This window comes from Paenibacillus sp. FSL H7-689 (assembly GCF_000517905.1).
GTDB lineage: Bacteria > Bacillota > Bacilli > Paenibacillales > Paenibacillaceae > Paenibacillus > Paenibacillus amylolyticus.
In genome coordinates, this window is sequence record NZ_ASPU01000005.1 from 151,005 (window position 1) to 167,664 (window position 16,660).

The window sequence follows — 16,660 nt, forward strand, 5'->3', positions numbered from 1 at the left end:
GTTCAAGACGGACAAGGGGTATTTCACTTTCTTGCTACACTTTCCTCTTATATTTCCCTGTATACGGGATGGTGAGGTGGATTTTCAGATCTTGAATCGAGTCTTCGGTAAGCATCATCTTGCTCCCGTTGTTGGATAACTTACGCCAGAGCTTTGGATTTTTGCGATACAGCTTCTCCTGAAGGCCGTAAATATCGACACCACGCTCAAGGCCATGACGATAGGTCTGCATGATCTGCTCACGTAACTTCACTTCACTGATCTGGATCATCTCTTCATAAGAGGTGGGCACCAGGTATTCGTACAGGGCAGTGAGGTAGTGGGCGTCAATGTTGAACGTAACGTCTTCACCCTGAATGACAGGTTTAATTTTGATCTTTGGTAATCCTACACTGAGCGCCCCGTAGATCGTTCCATCCTTCTGCACAAGCAAGGGAGCACGCCGCATGTCCTTGATTAGCCAGTGATAACCGGGAAGCTGACTGCGTGGAAAGTATTCAAAGTCATAGCCAGTCTTTTCAAAAAAGGCCCCTTCCACCAGAAACAAATCATGTTTCTTCTCATTCTCAGCCCACTGAGTATCGTTCAATGCAATACTTGGCAGATACGTCGTGGTAGCGGGATCATTATGTGTTGCAATGAGCTTAAAGCTAAGCACAGGCGGGTACAACGATTCTTCCATGTACGTGGGAAGTGGATTGTGAAGAATGCTGTCCAGTGGCGACATATTATAGATGGACGTTGCACTTAGAATTTTCTCCAGAGGCTCTCGTGTTCCATACACCCAGGTTGTATAACGGGATTCTGGAAATCGTCCCAGCATGTCGAACACTTCTTTGATATGTTTGCTAGTCAGCACACCTTCGGCCATAACGATGGCTGTCACATGCCCCCAAGCCATGTGTAATTGAGCCGTGCGGAACAGCTCGTTCAGCGCCAGACTCATCGTTTTCCCTTCGGCATGTCCGACCCATACAGGCGGTGTATCTGCACTTTTGGTTGAACTTTCACTTTTGGCGACACTGGCAAAATCCAGCGTTTGTACATACAGGTGGTACATGCCGTCCTTATAATCAATCCCAAAGGCTTTGGCGTAGTCTACCTGTTGAATCTCAAAGGCACTCCAGCATCCACTCGTCATCACGCACATCGATAGGCTTAACAGACCCAGCAAACATCGCTGTAACAAGTGTTTCATCGTCCGTTTCCTTTCTTACGCGGTTCTTGAGTCTCAAGATAGACGGGTCTTCGTTTACCTAACCCCTTTGGCAGTTTGAATAATGAAGCTATTGCTTGTTTGAAATGAAGGGGTGTTAACGGCGTGAGATATGGAATGCCAAATGATTTGAGATCGGTCAGGTAGATGAGGAACATAATCAACGACAGGATGAACCCATAGATGCCGAGGGATGCCCCCAGAACAAAACAAAGGAACCGCAGGATCAGCACAGAACTGGTCATGACCTGATTCACAATGGTTGCTCCAGCTACGACGGTAACTGCGATGATGACAATCATGAGGGGAGAGACCATGCCAGCTCGAATGGCGGAATCTCCGATAATCAAACCTCCAACGACAGTTAATGTCTGGCCGATGGCACTTGGCAAACGTACCCCTGCCTCACGGAACAGCTCCATTAGCAGCATAATGAGAAACATTTCCATTCCCGATTCCATCGGAAGTCCCATGCGTCCAACCGATATCGTTGCAACTAGAGGAAAGGGGATCTGGTCCATATGAAAGGATGTCAGCGCAATATAAAAGCCAGGCAGGAACACGGTGATCATCAGGCCAAGAAAGCGCAGCATCCGTCCTACGTTCACAGGCAAGAAGGGAAAGCTGGCATCCTCCGGGGATTTGAGCAAAAGAAACAGATTGACTGGCCCAATGATGGCGCTGGGATTGCCGTCGACAATGAGGATAAAACGTCCATTCAGGAGACATTCTGCAGCAAAGTCAGGCCTGCCCGTATAATGGGTGACGGGAAACAAAGTAATCTTCGAAGGCGACAGCAATTCTTCCAGTTCATTGGCGGTCAAGATGCGTTCGGTCTCAATCTTACGCAACCGATCCTGGACGTCTTCGATCAGCTCCGGATTTGCGATATTTTTGATATACATCAATGCCACCTTTGTTGCAGAACGTGTACCGATCAGTTCGATATTGCAGGCCAGTTGGTTCGTACGCAGACGGGTGCGTATCAAGGCAACATTGACGGCAAGTGGTTCAATGAACCCATCTCTTGCCCCGCGGATCGAAACTTCGGTGGTCGATTCCTCCGGTGTTCGAGTAGGGATGTTAGATATATCAATACTCCACATGGTTTGCAGGGAAGGAATACAGATCAACATATGGCCTTCAAAAACACGAAGAGACATCAGTTCAGTTCCAAATGCCGGATCTTGCAGATCCATTCGGGTCCAATCTAGGCTGATGCACTTTTCAATATCGGATGTACGGATAAAGTGTGTATTTTCATATGTTCGTTTGAGTTCCGGGAGAATAATATCGTAGATCGCTTCACTATCTACCATACCGCTGCAATAGGTCATAAGGAGTTGCATCGGAGGTTCTCCGATCATATGACTATTGATGATGACATCATCAGATCCGGCAAAAAAGGTATTCAGGTTATGCTCGTTCATTCGGAACGGTTCAACGTCAGGATTATTCTTGGGCTGGGTTGAGATCGGCATGATCGGGAGCCTCCTTGTCCTTTTTATGGATTAATGCGGCAATGGTCAATATTACGGTAACGATGGATACATAAGCGAGCATGACCGGGAACTGAATATGATCCACGTAATAGTCGACGTAATCAATGCGCCACCATTGCATCGCCATGAAGCTCATGATGACGGTAATGGTGAGAATCGCGATATATCGTTTCTTCGGTCTGCGGAAATTCAGCAGATCCACGATGAGATACATGGATATGGCGACCCTTGCGAAGGAACCACTGAGCCACTGATAGATGGATAGAAAATCAACGTGTTGCAATAGTTTGCCTATATTCACAAGTTTCCATTGCTCATAGGGACTGTTTCGTTGTTTGGCTGCTTCTTCTGGGCCAAACTCCACGATGGCTCCGATCGTGGGACCGATCGCCATACTGAGCATAAACACGCCAAGGATCAGAACATGCCACCAACGAATTTTGCCTTTGACTTCATGTTGGAACAACATAAGAATCCAAATTTCCATAAGCCCGGCAAGAGAGTAGATCATGCCCCGCCACACGGGACCCATGCCGTTCTCCATAATCGGGAACAATAGACTGTAGTCTTTGTATTTCATATTGGCGGACATTACAAAATAACCAAGCAAAATGACAAAGGGCAGCAGCAGACTGGAAGTCATCGCAATGGAGCGTATGCCTTTAGCCGCTGCCCACGCAGCAACCAGTGCTCCGCCACCTGCCAGAACATAAGGAGGAGTGAATTGAAGATACGTGGATACGGTCCAGTTGGTTGTCTCATACAGCGTATGCGTGCCAAGCGTGAATAGCAGAATAGAAGCGGATATCCGGAAGATCCAGGAAGGGACCGCACCGAATTCTCGGGTAATCCAATCTGTTAATCGTTGTCCACGTACACGGCGGATAATGATATACATCATACATAGAAACAACATGAAAAAAGGGCCAGCCGCCACTACAGACAACCATCCGTCTCTGCCGCCAGCTTCGAGAATTGCTGGAATGGACAAGACATGGCAGACCAGTCCGGCACTTAATAAAATGATGGAAAAGGATAACCAGATGGTAATTTGACCTTTTTCACGACTCATGGGAATCCTCCTTTCCAATGAAGGAAGTTTCCGTTAGGTTGTACAGCATACAGGAAGTTGATTCCTTTTTCAGATTTTTTCACAGAAAGCTGCAAGCGATATGGACGGACTACGCAGAAAGCTTTAACATACAGATATAGCAATGTCGAAGACAAGCACTGAGCGAAGCATAGAGAAATAGGGAGGAAACCTGCGATGACAAATACGACGAAGGCACCTGGAGAGACAAAAGTTGGCTTTATTGGTACAGGCGTGATGGGTAAAAGCATGGCTGGGCACATCCAGCAAGCGGGATATCCGCTGCATGTGTACACGCGAACTGCTGCCAAAGCGGAAGCATTGGTGAAGGAAGGTGCCGTATGGCATGACACACCAGGCAAACTGGCTGCTGCGTGTGATGTCATCATAACGATGGTGGGTTATCCGAAAGATGTAGAGGAGATTTATCTCGGTGAGGATGGTCTCGTAGCCAATGCCAAACCGGGTTCATATCTGATTGATATGACAACATCCAGTCCGTTACTGGCTGCACGAATCTTTGAAGCTGCGGAAGCCAAAGGACTGCATGCACTGGACGCGCCTGTATCGGGCGGTGATATCGGAGCGCAGAACGCCAAGCTTTCCATTATGGTTGGTGGTAGTTCGGAGGCCTTTGAAGCTGTGCGTCCGCTGTTTGAGCAGATGGGCACCAACATTGTGTTGCAAGGCAAGGCGGGAGCCGGGCAGCATACCAAAATGTGCAACCAGATTGCCATTGCCTCTGGCATGATGGGTGTATGCGAAGCACTTGCCTATGCCAAGACGTCTGGTCTGGACGCGGAGACCGTGCTGAAGAGCATTGCTACCGGTGCAGCCGGAAGCTGGTCGCTCAGCAATCTCGGTCCGCGCATGATCGCAGGCGATTATGAGCCTGGATTCTATGTGAAACATTTTATCAAAGACATGGGAATTGCACTGGAGTCTGCAAAAGCGATGGGCATGAAAACGCCTGGGTTGGCCCTGGCCGAATCCCTGTATCAGGAAATAGCGAATAATGGGCTGGAAGAGAAGGGTACTCAGGTGCTCTACACCTATTATCTTCAGGCTTAACAACCAAGAGAACAGCAGCGTATTCTTTTTCTATTCAGGAAAGGGTTGCGCTGTTTTTTTTCAATTTTTCGGCTTGTTTATGCGTCTAAAGTCACGAAATTGGTTAAATGTTCATATGTACTTTGCGTATTGGAGAGATTTTGATCGTTTTCCCTTTATTTTTACCCCGCTTTATCCGACATAAGTAATAGAAGTTTACATAATGAATGTGTCAAAGGATGTTATTCCTCCTGTAATGGTCACCCGTAACCCACACTATAATAGAACGGAGCTTGCCCATGTTCAAGAAAATCCTGTCTCTGTTCAAGACACAACCAGAGCTTGCGAACCAGATTACAGCCTCCGCTTCAGCGTTGCCATCAACGACAACCATTCCCCCGCGTATGGTCCGTAGTAAGCGCAAGAAAAAGGCGGAAGGGGATTGGACACGCCAGCCGGAGGAGCCTAGCACAGCAGATCAGCTGATAGGTCTTCCAAGTCAATATAAAGTGCTGAACGACCTGCTCGTTACCAATCCGAAGTCACGCTCCGGTTATTCTCAGATTGATCATGTCGTGATCGGTCCTCGGGCAATCTTTGTGATCGAAACCCGAAATCTGACGACAGGTGAGATTCGCGGCGGAAGAAGAGAGGCCAATTGGTCGGTCAGCAGCAGCCGGGTCAAAATGTACAATCCACTCATGCAGCATCGCGCACATGTGGAAGCCATCCATGCACACCTCGGAGACTACAAAAGAGTACGCCTTGTCTCCATGGTGACTTTCACCAACCGTTGCCGCATCAGTGTTGATCCTGCTGTGAGGTATGTGAATTCGGATGAACTGATCATCTACGATCATGAATTGGTGGAAACGATTCAGCGGAAGACGGAACGACTTGAGAGTGAGGTTCCCGAAACCGTATTTCAAGAGAAGGATATCCAGGCGATCTACGCTCTGTTATCATCGGTTAATTCCACGGATCCTCAGATTCGGTCAGAGCATATGGAGAAGGCTAAAGGGATCAAATAATTACGCTTTACGAACACTGTTGTCCATACGGGCGGCAGTGTTTTGTGTTGCGGTGGTAGTTAATGTGCGAGTAGTAAAAGGCTTTAGACACAGGTATATCGTCGTATACAACCGATTTTTAACTTATGATAGAATGTAGACCATGTCCAATTGTGTGAATCAAGCATGTTATATGAAAGGATATTTCTGTAAGTGGGTGTTCAAGTCTTCGAGTAGAGGTTAATGGTTCTCAGGAATATACATACGATAAGGGGAAGATTATACGATGAAATGGAATTATACGATAAAGACGTTCACAGTCATGTTCAGTTTGGCAGCGATTCTGACAGCTTGTGGTGGCGGAGCGAAAGAGACGTCAGCGCCGGAGTCTGCTTCCGGTACAGAAGTTGCTTCATCAGAAACAAGCAGCTCGAATGCTGCTGTAACAGAAACCGCAGCAACCGGTTCGAATGAGAGTGAGGAGACAGGTTCAACTACAGACGAATCTTCTTCAGCTGACGACGGCAAGATTGGAAAGGACTCCACACTGGAAGAGTTGAAGCAGCAGTATGCGGATAAACTCGGTTATATCCGTATCCCGCTTACGGATCATCCGGTGCGTCGGGTTAGTGAGGAAGGTTCCAAAAATATTAATGTGGCCAACTATAGTGATGCCGTTGTGGACATGAATGCAGAGGTTCCAATTCATTCCGATTCGCAGCGGTTAATTGATGATGCCTTTCCATTTTTCACAACCGTACAAGCACCTGATGAATCTTATATAACTTGGGAAGAAGCAACCAATCTGGAGCGTGCCATGGTGAAAACACTGTTTATCGCCCGTGAAGGTCTGCTAATTACTGAGGATGCGATGAAAAATAAGGATTATAACAGTACATCATTCCAGGATTCGATGGATTTCTTCAGGGTCACAGCGAAATTTGAATCCATGGCACCTGTTGCACAGCATCCGCGTGACATTACGTTGAGTACGCTATACGACAAAGCACGCACGTCATGGGGCAAGCTTGCTGCGATGGACCCGGAGCAGGATGAAGAGGCGTTTGCCGAGGTGTACAAGACGACGAGAACCGATGCCAATAATGCCATGGGGTTGCTTAATGTTCTCTTGTCTACCAATGAAGAAGAACGGGTCAAAGAGATTTACGGGGAATAAAAATGCCGTGATCCAGAGTTAATCTGGAACATCCCGGTAACATGTCTGGATCACATGCCTTCAAACTCTGACTACCGCTTGAAGCGGGGTCAGGGTTTTTCTGGTTTTTTCCAATAGGTGTATGATATGTTTTTAGGAGTAAGACATGTACGGAATATAGGTGAGGTGTGTGAAAGATGTGGTGGATGAACTTTTGTAAACGCTTTAAATTTAAAACGAAGCTAATCTTGTTTTTATCTACCGCAACGGTCTTAATCTCCGGAATCACAGGGTTGATCACCTATCGCATCCATATCGACCTGTTCAATGAAGAGGTCAGTCGCCAGTATAGTCTTACCGCAGAGCAGATTCTTGCACGTCTGGATTCCAGGGTACACGACATGTATAAAGTCACCGATTATATCACACTGAATCCCTCCGTAAAAAATGCCATCAAAGCACAGACCTCTGGCATCTCGTCCTATGATCAGATGAAGCTGGAAGATGAACTGGATGATCAGTTGTATCAGGTAAGGCTGGATGCACCGGAGATCATGGGGCTCCGCATATATGACCTGAAGGATAACATATTTAATCTCGGCGCCTTTGCTGGCTCATTTCAACAGATGGATCCTTCCTATCTGGCAGAGATGGTTCATAGACTGGAAGGAACGGGCGGCGAATATGGTTGGAATCGTTTGGGGCCGGATGCCTTCTTGCAGGAGGAACAATCCAATTGGATTCTGGCGGGACGATTAATGCGGTCTGTTGATCTGGAGACCTATGGCGTCATGCTAATTCTGTTTAACACCTCGTTGTTCGAATCGTATCTCAAAGATCTGCGACTGAATGAGGAAGTTGCTGTCTACTTGTTTGACGCAGATGGTGGGCTTCTTTATGCCTTTCATAATCAGGATGCGGATCCACCACCACTTACCGAGCTAAGCCTAGGGGCGACGGAGATCAGGGACGAGCAGGGAACAACCCAATTGTATACGAAGCAAACGTCAGACAAAGCGGGCTTCACCCTGGTCAGCAAGGTCTCACTGGCTCAGATTCAGAACAAGGGAAAGATTATTGTAAAAGTTGCTGTGTTCTCTGCGGTAGCCAGCATATTATGCTCCTGGTTCATCATTACCGTAATTAGCGGCAGACTGTTGCGTCCACTTGCGAGTCTAGTCAACGCGATGAAAAGAGTGCGTGATGGACAGTTCGATACACGGGTACGGATCGAGACACGGGATGAGCTCGGTTTCATCGGTGAACGATTCAATGCAATGGCTTCCCGGATTGATACGCTTATACATGAAGTGTACGAGCGCGAACTCAGTGAAAAAGAGGCTGAACTCAAAGCTATTCAGGCCCAGCTGAATCCCCATTTTCTGTATAACACGCTGAGCATGTTTTTCTGGAAGTTCTATATGCTTGGTGATGAGAAATCGGCTCGCCTGGTCACTGCCTTGTCCGAGATGCTGCAGTATACGCTGGAACCCGTGCAGCAACTGACGACCGTTCAGGATGAGATGAAGCAAATAGATCACTACCTGCAGATTCAGCAGGCCCGGTATCAGGAAGCCTTGTCGATTGAAATTGCCGTTCCTGCTGAATTGCTTCGCTGTCAGGTGATCCGGCTGTTGCTTCAGCCCATCGTGGAGAATGTTTTTGTTCATGCCTTCTCGGACAAAAGGAACAACCGCCATCTGGAGATTCGTGGCTCGCGGCAAAACGGGCATGAAGGAGAGCCGGATCTGCTCATCATCGAAATTTCAGATAACGGCTGCGGCATGCACGCATCGGTCATTGAACGCATTATGAAGCCAGTGGCACATGCCGATGAGGAACGTCAGCACATTGGCATGCGGAGTGTACTTCGAAGAATTGAGTTGATTCACGGTGAACCCTACGGTGTACAGATCGAGTCGACTGTGGGAGAGGGTACGCTAGTACGTCTTTGTTTGCCTTATCAGATCGGTGAGGACTTATGCCGGGAAATTCAGGTGACTGAGAGGAGTAGGTTCTGTTGAATGGACGTATGCTTGTAGTGGATGATGAAGCATTATTTCGTCAGGGTCTGATTCATCTGGTTCGCAATAACCCCCTCTTTTGGGAGGTTGTTGGGGAAGCGGCCGATGGAGAAGAAGCGATACAGGCTGTACACAGCTGCACACCTGATCTAATCATTACGGACATCAACATGCCTGTGATGGATGGTCTAGATTTGGCTGAACGCATACACGAGAGTGGACTGGACATTATGATTATCATTTTGACAGGTTATCGAGAGTTCGAATATGCACAGCGTGCCATCCGATATGGAGCAATTGAATTTTTGTTAAAGCCGTTCTCGCTCGATGAAGCATGCCAGGTGTTACAAAAGGCACATGAACGATATCGCCGAAAACAGTCCGACATTCGGATCAGGGAACAATACAGCCAGGTGGACCGTACCGAGAGACTGCGAGAGGAACTGACTTTGTTGCTGCTCCACCATCAATTCGGATCGATAATGAATCGGATCGAGATGTTGCTAGAAGAAGCGTCCGGGATGAGCTTGTCACAAGGCAAAGCGGAGATTCATATGCTTATGAAGGTCATGACGGACTTACTGGTACAACAGCTTCAGCCTCAGGAATCCAGTGGTATGCACTCAACTGCCCCAGATCCACTGCTCTGGATTCATACCATACCTGAAGTCATCGCTTGGGCCAGATGCAAGAGCGAAGAGTGGGTGGATATGCTGATGCGGCTAACTCAGGAACAGCAGGATCATGTCGTTACACGTGTTATACAGTATATTGAAATGAACTATTCCAGCACATGCACGTTGCAGGCCGTGGCTGCTCATGTTCATGTGACACCCAACTACTTGAGCCATTTGTTCAAAAAAGAAACAGGACAAGGCTTCAGCCAATATGTCAGCAAGCGACGAATTGATAAGGCGAAGCTGCTGCTGCACAGCACTCGGCAGAGTATGGCAGATATCGCGGAATTGACCGGGTTCGATAACTCCAGTTATTTTACAACCGTATTCAAACAGATGACGGGGGTATCGCCCCGCGAATATCGCAAGCAAGTAGCCAAGTGAAGTGCACGGTAGCAATCCTCCTTGAACTGCTGCAGGGTCACAATTAAAGAGAAGCCTCCTCTTAATATCTGTTCGTTTCAAAGGTCAACCCCACCATGTGGGGTTATTTTGCGTAGAAAATTATAAAAGGATCGTTAAATAACAAATGTTTACGCTTACATTTTTATCTAAAATACAACTATAGTACATCAACAGCAGAGAGGGGTGATGGATGTGAAGGGGGAACTGACCGTAGGTCCGCCGTCTGGATTACAACCGCCGGACAGTGAAATGAAGCAACGGCTTCGGCAGCAGCGGCTTCGACGATTCAAGATGAATATACCGTTAATCTTGATGTTTGTTCCGGTGATTATGTTCTACCTGACCTTTCGTTATGCACCCATCGGAGGGCTGGTCATGGCCTTTAAGGATTACAACTTCTATGATGGGCTGTGGAACAGTCCATGGGTGGGCTTTCAGCATTTTCAGACGCTGTTCAGTGATCCGCGCACGGTGGAGATTATTCGCAACACCTTGTTCCTCAGTCTGTTAAGCATCATTATCGGGTTTCCCATTCCGATCATTCTGGCCATTATGCTGAATGAAGTGCGAAACATGGCCTTTAAGCGAACGGTGCAGACGGTGGTCTATATGCCACACTTCTTTTCCTGGGTCATCATTGCGATGATGATCATGACGGTGTTCTCTTTGGAAAATGGGATCGTAAACCGCTGGGTCGAGGCCTGGACGGGAGCGCCTTATCCGTTCATGTACAACAAGGGTTCGTGGGTTGCGGTGTTTGTTGGCTCAGGGATCTGGAAAGACATGGGCTTCAATGCCATCATTTTTCTCGCGGCACTAACGACCATTGATCCGAGTCAATACGAGGCTGCACAGATGGATGGGGCCAGCAAAATGCGCCAGATCTGGCATGTTACCCTTCCGGGTATACGCTCTACCATTATTCTCCTGCTGATTCTGTCGATGGGGCGGGTGATGGAGGTCGGATTCGACCAGGTGTATATGCTTCAGAATTCCAATGTCAATGAGATAGCGGATGTAATTAGTACCTATATCTACCGCACCGGTCTTCAGGGAGCACAGTTCAGCCTGACAACAGCGATGGGATTGTTCGAATCACTGGTTGCATTTATCCTCATTTTCAGTGCCAATTATATCGCGCGGCGATTTAACGAAGGTTTGTGGTAGGGAGGGAGAACAGCATGAGAAAAACCAAAGGAGAAAAAGTCTTTTATCTAATCAATTATGTATTGTTGTCATTGGTTGCCGTCAGCTGTATCCTGCCCTTACTGAACATTGTTGCCTTGTCATTTAGTGATGCGAGAGCGGTTGTTTCAGGTCAAGTGGGGTTATGGCCCGTCGATTTCACCTGGTTCTCCTATCACAGCCTAATTACGGGAACGCCGATTCTGAATGCATTCTGGAACAGTGTGGAGATCACATTGATCGGTACAGGGCTCAGCATGGCGGTGACGATTATGGCGGCATATCCGCTGTCACGCAGACATTTTTATCACCGGCGCTTCTTTACGATGGCGATGGTGTTCACGATGATTTTTAACGGTGGACTCATCCCGACTTATTTGGTCGTGCAAAATCTCGGTCTTGTGAACAGTTACGGCGCGCTTTGGCTACCGGGTCTGGTGAGCACGTACAACATGCTGATTATGCGATCTTATTTTGAAAATCTGCCAGGGGAAGTGGATGAGGCTGCGCGCATCGATGGTTGTGGTGAACTGGGGCTTTTGTTTCGAATCGTGTTGCCATTATCCAAACCTTTGCTGGCGACTATTGCTCTCTTTTACGGCGTGGGTTACTGGAATTCGTTCATGAGTGTGATGATTTATATCAATGATACGTCCAAATACAACATGACCGTGCTCGTCCAAAATATGATTATGTCCAATCTGAATGTACAGGATTTTACCGATCCAACGATGATATCGAATCTGACCCCGGAAGGCATCCGGGCAGCAGCTGTCATTGTGATGGTCATACCCATTTTGGCAGTGTATCCGTTCTTGCAGAAGTACTTCGTTAAAGGGGTCATGCTTGGATCAATAAAAGGTTAAAGCAGGCTGTGGGTTAACCCGCATGGGTTCATAATACAGGAGAGAAAGAGGGTCTTATCTATGGCGTTAACGATGAAGGCATGGATGAAGTCGGGTCTCGTTCTGGGCTTGATCGGTGGTTTGCTGGCGGGATGTACAGGAGGTAACGGTAGCGAACAGGCGGAAGGCGAAGGCAACAGGGGGAACATTACGTCAACGATCTATGATCGTGGCGCGGTCCCAAGCGGCATGGGTACGATCGAAGATAATATGTGGTCCAAGTGGATTAACGAGAATGGCCCGGCAAATGTAAAATATACAGCAGTTCCCCGCTGGGAATCTCAGTCGAAACTTAACGTATTATTCGCTTCTGGCAGTGCACCGGATATCATTTTTGAATTCGGTACGCCGATCCGTAACACTCTGTTTAATCAAAAACAGCTGATGCCACTGGATGAGTTGATCGAGAACTCGAGTGTGGAATACAAAGCCTTGATGGAGAAATATCCCCAGCTCAAGAAGGCCGGCATCAAAAGCGATGGTAAGCTCTATGAAGTGGGACGTATGAACGAGGTGTTTCCACTAACGAGCTTTTTCATTCGGGAAGACTGGCTGGAAAAGTTGAATCTGGAGGTACCGACCAATGAAGAAGAGATGCTGGCGGTAGCCAAGGCCTTCACGGAGAATGATCCCGATGGAAACGGAGCTAAGGATACATACGGCATCGGTGGATTTCAGTTCGGCGATACAGCGGGTCTATTCCGCTATATGTACAACGCCAACTGGGTGAATGTGGAGGACGGGGAGATGGTGGTTGGTCCCAACAACATGAAAGAAGCCACGGCATTCAAACGTGCATTATATGAAGCAGGTGTGGTCGATAAGGACTTATTGACCGACAAGGACGGGGCTAAGGCGAAGCAGGATTTCCTGAATGGCAAAATCGGTATGTACGCGGCCATGACTTCGGATTATACCGGGTTTGCAGCGAAGGAACTGGATACACTTATGCAGAATGTTCCTGAGGCCAAATTAAAGGTCATCGCTCTGCCAACCACGTCCGTAGGACAGCACACGATGGTGTGGAATAACCCGGTTCAGATGACTGCAGCTGTGAATGCACGAGCCAAAAATCCGGAAGCAGTTATGCAATATATCGATTTTCTGACCAAAATAGAGTCAGGCCGAACCTTCAAAAATGGATTTGAAAACACGCATTATACGCTGAACGATCAAGGTTGTCCGCGCATCTCGGATCAGGAGAAATACAAACAGGAGATCAGCTGGGCAGGCGATTACGCCATGTTGTACAGCCGTCTGGAGGAAGGCAAATGCGGGTACACAGAAATGCTGTTCAGCGAAGAGATTCCGTCGCAGAAGGAAGGACTTCGACTATTCAAGGAAGCGCGTGAGGTATACATGACGGATCTTCCGGTAGGAGAGGGTGTTACCCATTCAGAACATATGCCGCAGCTACCCAAGGAGCTTCAGGTCAAGTTGACCAATGTGACAACAGCGATCAACGATATCTTTACCCGTTCCATCATTGGCGGAAGCAAATATACAGTCGAACAGGCTGCAACGGAAGCACAGCAGAAGTGGGAGCAAGGCGGGGGCCCGGAGATTGAAGCATGGTACAAAGACTGGTGGAGCAAGGAAAAGGATAATGTACTAGTCTGGGACGACTTCTATGAAATCTATGAACAACAACAGGCTGATTTTGAAAAATCGGAATAAATTCACGGATTCAAATCATTCATGAAATTTATAATTTTGGTGTTGGTAGAAATAAGCGCTCTGATCCCCTGATCAGAGCCTTTTTATGTTTGGGCTTCAAATAGGGGAATATTTGCCTGAAAAATGAAGTGAATAGAAAGTTCTCGCATCTTGCTTGAAACTATATCCAGAACGATGCGTATCATAAGGTATTAATTGTTTTTTAATGTAGAAAATTGCCGTATTTCAGAGTATAGTTAAGGAATAATTTAACTTATATTCAACATGATGTAGACATGAAAGTTACTGAAAAATCTTGAAAAGAATGTACGGAACATCAGGTTGAAACTATTGGAGGTTGAGTATGAGTTCATTTAAAAGCTGGTTAAATTCAACAAAACAAGGACTTGAAGAGCAAGTCAAAAAGTTTAAAAATAAAGATTTTATGGATGCCGTGGTTGCAGGTTGTGCACTGGTTGCTTTTGCAGATGGTTCCATTGATGAAGCGGAAAAGAACAAGATGGCCGGTTATATCAACCTGAGTCAGGAATTGAAAGTATTTGATATGGCTGAAGTGATTACACGCTTTAATCATTATGTCGCGAACTTTGAGTTCTCTCCAGAGATCGGGAAGCAGGAAGCGCTAAAAGCTATTGGGAAATTCAAAGCCAAGCCGGATGTAGGACGCGTTATTGTGGGTGTATGCAGTGCGATTGGTTCAGCGGACGGCAACTTTGATGATCAGGAGAAAAGAGTCGTTGCCGAGATATGCATCGTACTTGGACTGAACCCGAGTGAATTCAATCTCTAAGTAGCTATTTTACATATGAAGGGAGGTGAAAATCAGTGGCAAGCATTAATTTGGTCAAAGGACAAAAGATTGATTTAACCAAAGGCAATGCAGGACTTACTGAGGTGATTGCTGGTCTCGGTTGGGACCCGGTAACTGCCAAAGGGTTCTTCGGAAGAAAAAAACAAGCGGATATCGATTGTGATGCATCGGCGATCATGTTGAATGAAGAAGGCAAGTTGGTTAAGGACTCCAACCTGGTTTGCTTCCACAACAAGCAAAGCGCATGTGGTTCGGTTATCCACTCAGGTGACAATTTAACAGGACAGGGAGACGGTGACGACGAACAGATCAAAATGGATCTGTCCCGTATTCCTGCTGATGTTCATAAAGTATTAATCGTTGTTAATATCTACGATTGTGTCAATCGCAAGCAAGATTTTGGCATGATTGAGAAGGCTTATATTCGTATTCTGGATGGTAAAAATTCCAGTGAGCTCGTGAAGTTCAATCTATCCGATAACTACACAGGTTCAACAGCGTTGATCTGTGGTGAATTGTATCGTCATGGAGGCGAATGGAAATTCTCGGCAATTGGAGAGGGTTCCCATGCGGTACATATCAACGAACTCGCTCGCAGGTACTCCTAAGTACAAGATTTAACCTAAATCGACAATAACCCTGATATTCATATGTCACGATAACTACAATACACTTAAATAAGCGAGGATGATCATACGATGGCAATTAATCTCTCTAAAGGTCAAAAAATCGATCTGACTAAAACGAACCCAGGTTTGACAAAAATCACAGTAGGCTTGGGCTGGGATACCAATAAGTATGATGGCGGAAAAGACTTTGACCTGGATGTATCGGTATTCTGTGCCAATGCAAACGGTAAAGTAGAAGGCGAGAAAAACTTCATCTTCTTCAACAATCCACAAAATGAAAATGGTTCTGTTGTTCACACCGGTGACAACCGTACAGGAGATGGCGATGGTGATGATGAGCAGATCAATATCGACCTGCCTAACGTACCCGCGAATGTAGAGAAAATTGCATTCTCCATTACAATCTACGAAGCTACAGAACGTAGCCAGAACTTCGGACAAGTCTCCCGTGCTTATGTGCGAATCGTCAACGAAGCAAACAGCGAAGAACTGATTCGTTTCGACCTGGGAGAAGACTTCTCCATCGAAACAGGTGTAGTTGTTGGTGAATTGTATCGTCATAGCGGCGAGTGGAAGTTCAGTGCCATCGGTAGTGGTTACCAAGATGGATTGGTTGGATTGACACGCGACTACGGTTTGCAATAGGACGTACAGTACGACTTACAGGATGGGAAGAACCGTCTCCTGGACGGTTCTCCTTTTCATTTAATCACATATTTGGAAAGGTGGAAAAACAAATGACGATCAGTCTTGCCAAAGGACAACGTATTGACCTGACTAAGACGAATCCGGGCCTTACCCGTGTGGTGGTTGGTTTGGGTTGGGATACAAACAAATATAGTGGTGGAGTCGACTTTGACCTGGACGCTTCGGCTTTTTTGTTGTACGAAGATGGAAAAGCCAAAGGTACGGATGACTTTGTTTTTTACAACAATCCAAGCGGCGGTGCGGGTTCAGTGACACATACCGGTGACAATCGTACGGGTGAGGGTGACGGCGATGATGAACAAGTTGTTGTTGACTTCAGCAAAATCCCTGCGCACATTCACCGGATCGGTATTACGGTAACCATCTATGATGGAGATGGACGAGGGCAGAATTTTGGACAAGTCTCCAATGCTTTTGTTCGTGTTGTAGATGCTGCAAGTGATCGGGAAGTGCTTCGTTTCGACCTCGGAGAGGACTATTCCACAGAAACAGCTGTGGTGTTCTGTGAGTTCTACCGTGCAGGTGCGGACTGGAAATTCCAGGCGGTAGGCAGCGGCTTCACCGGTGGACTATCTGCTTTATGCAAAAATTACGGGCTGGATGCACAATAACATA

15 protein-coding genes are annotated in these 16,660 nt (G+C 46.9%); 12 read left to right on the top strand and 3 right to left on the bottom strand.

Annotated elements, in window-relative coordinates; translation table 11 throughout:
* Window positions 1–34: 34 nt before the first annotated feature.
* From C170_RS03360 to C170_RS03370, 3 genes are read right to left on the bottom strand one after another with little or no spacing between them, the layout of a single operon-like run.
* On the bottom strand, window positions 35–1,198 hold the full coding sequence (locus C170_RS03360; RefSeq protein ID WP_036606248.1) for a Ger(x)C family spore germination protein: 1,164 nt from the start codon (window positions 1,196–1,198) through the stop codon (window positions 35–37).
* Window positions 1,195–2,697: a spore germination protein gene (locus C170_RS03365; protein ID WP_051446975.1), complete on the bottom strand. Its 1,503-nt coding sequence runs from the start codon at window positions 2,695–2,697 to the stop codon at window positions 1,195–1,197. Before C170_RS03365 ends, C170_RS03360 begins: the two co-directional genes overlap by 4 nt.
* Window positions 2,669–3,790: a GerAB/ArcD/ProY family transporter gene (locus C170_RS03370; RefSeq protein WP_051446976.1), complete on the bottom strand. Its 1,122-nt coding sequence runs from the start codon at window positions 3,788–3,790 to the stop codon at window positions 2,669–2,671. The genes C170_RS03365 and C170_RS03370 overlap by 29 nt, the downstream gene beginning before the upstream one ends.
* Before the next feature lie 195 nt (window positions 3,791–3,985).
* On the opposite strand from C170_RS03370, the gene C170_RS03375 reads away from it, so the two are divergent.
* The 12 genes from C170_RS03375 (at window position 3,986) to C170_RS03430 (ending at window position 16,656) form a co-directional block, all read left to right on the top strand.
* Window positions 3,986–4,879, top strand: coding sequence for an NAD(P)-dependent oxidoreductase (locus C170_RS03375; RefSeq protein WP_036606250.1), 894 nt, complete (start codon window positions 3,986–3,988; stop codon window positions 4,877–4,879).
* 278 nt (window positions 4,880–5,157) lie between these two features.
* Window positions 5,158–5,889 carry a nuclease-related domain-containing protein gene (locus C170_RS03380; RefSeq protein ID WP_036606252.1) on the top strand — a complete coding sequence of 244 codons (732 nt, stop codon included), beginning with the start codon at window positions 5,158–5,160 and terminating at the stop codon, window positions 5,887–5,889.
* Between the two features lie 265 nt (window positions 5,890–6,154).
* Entirely contained in the window at window positions 6,155–7,045 is an 891-nt protein-coding gene (locus C170_RS03385) for a hypothetical protein (RefSeq protein WP_036606253.1), read from the top strand.
* A gap of 227 nt (window positions 7,046–7,272) precedes the next feature.
* Window positions 7,273–9,048 carry a cache domain-containing sensor histidine kinase gene (locus tag C170_RS03390; RefSeq protein ID WP_162158948.1) on the top strand — a complete coding sequence of 592 codons (1,776 nt, stop codon included), beginning with the start codon at window positions 7,273–7,275 and terminating at the stop codon, window positions 9,046–9,048.
* Window positions 9,045–10,109, top strand: a complete 1,065-nt coding sequence (locus C170_RS03395; protein ID WP_036606255.1) for a response regulator — start codon at window positions 9,045–9,047, stop codon at window positions 10,107–10,109. The genes C170_RS03390 and C170_RS03395 overlap by 4 nt, the downstream gene beginning before the upstream one ends.
* Before the next feature lie 270 nt (window positions 10,110–10,379).
* Complete coding sequence (locus tag C170_RS03400; protein ID WP_051446994.1) at window positions 10,380–11,297, top strand: ABC transporter permease; 918 nt, start codon at window positions 10,380–10,382, stop codon at window positions 11,295–11,297.
* Window positions 11,298–11,311: 14 nt separating this feature from the next.
* Complete coding sequence (locus C170_RS03405; protein ID WP_036606256.1) at window positions 11,312–12,181, top strand: carbohydrate ABC transporter permease; 870 nt, start codon at window positions 11,312–11,314, stop codon at window positions 12,179–12,181.
* 60 nt (window positions 12,182–12,241) lie between these two features.
* Entirely contained in the window at window positions 12,242–13,897 is a 1,656-nt protein-coding gene (locus tag C170_RS03410) for an extracellular solute-binding protein (protein ID WP_036606257.1), read from the top strand.
* A gap of 343 nt (window positions 13,898–14,240) precedes the next feature.
* On the top strand, window positions 14,241–14,687 hold the full coding sequence (locus C170_RS03415; RefSeq protein WP_036606259.1) for a tellurite resistance TerB family protein: 447 nt from the start codon (window positions 14,241–14,243) through the stop codon (window positions 14,685–14,687).
* Between the two features lie 35 nt (window positions 14,688–14,722).
* Window positions 14,723–15,316, top strand: coding sequence for a TerD family protein (locus C170_RS03420; protein WP_036606262.1), 594 nt, complete (start codon window positions 14,723–14,725; stop codon window positions 15,314–15,316).
* A gap of 90 nt (window positions 15,317–15,406) precedes the next feature.
* Window positions 15,407–15,982 carry a TerD family protein gene (locus C170_RS03425; RefSeq protein WP_036606264.1) on the top strand — a complete coding sequence of 192 codons (576 nt, stop codon included), beginning with the start codon at window positions 15,407–15,409 and terminating at the stop codon, window positions 15,980–15,982.
* Between the two features lie 92 nt (window positions 15,983–16,074).
* Window positions 16,075–16,656: a TerD family protein gene (locus C170_RS03430; protein ID WP_036606267.1), complete on the top strand. Its 582-nt coding sequence runs from the start codon at window positions 16,075–16,077 to the stop codon at window positions 16,654–16,656.
* The last annotated feature ends 4 nt before the right edge of the window (window positions 16,657–16,660 follow it).

Excerpts from the sequence above, each read along its gene's own strand:
- C170_RS03360 (WP_036606248.1), bottom strand. The coding sequence starts at position 1,198 with ATGAAACACTTGTTACAGCGATGTTTGCTGGGTCTGTTAAGCCTATCG.
- C170_RS03365 (WP_051446975.1), bottom strand. The coding sequence starts at position 2,697 with ATGCCGATCTCAACCCAGCCCAAGAATAATCCTGACGTTGAACCGTTC.
- C170_RS03370 (WP_051446976.1), bottom strand. The coding sequence starts at position 3,790 with ATGAGTCGTGAAAAAGGTCAAATTACCATCTGGTTATCCTTTTCCATC.
- C170_RS03375 (WP_036606250.1), top strand. The coding sequence starts at position 3,986 with ATGACAAATACGACGAAGGCACCTGGAGAGACAAAAGTTGGCTTTATT.
- C170_RS03380 (WP_036606252.1), top strand. The coding sequence starts at position 5,158 with ATGTTCAAGAAAATCCTGTCTCTGTTCAAGACACAACCAGAGCTTGCG.
- C170_RS03385 (WP_036606253.1), top strand. The coding sequence starts at position 6,155 with ATGAAATGGAATTATACGATAAAGACGTTCACAGTCATGTTCAGTTTG.
- C170_RS03400 (WP_051446994.1), top strand. The coding sequence starts at position 10,380 with ATGAAGCAACGGCTTCGGCAGCAGCGGCTTCGACGATTCAAGATGAAT.
- C170_RS03405 (WP_036606256.1), top strand. The coding sequence starts at position 11,312 with ATGAGAAAAACCAAAGGAGAAAAAGTCTTTTATCTAATCAATTATGTA.
- C170_RS03410 (WP_036606257.1), top strand. The coding sequence starts at position 12,242 with ATGGCGTTAACGATGAAGGCATGGATGAAGTCGGGTCTCGTTCTGGGC.
- C170_RS03415 (WP_036606259.1), top strand. The coding sequence starts at position 14,241 with ATGAGTTCATTTAAAAGCTGGTTAAATTCAACAAAACAAGGACTTGAA.
- C170_RS03425 (WP_036606264.1), top strand. The coding sequence starts at position 15,407 with ATGGCAATTAATCTCTCTAAAGGTCAAAAAATCGATCTGACTAAAACG.
- C170_RS03430 (WP_036606267.1), top strand. The coding sequence starts at position 16,075 with ATGACGATCAGTCTTGCCAAAGGACAACGTATTGACCTGACTAAGACG.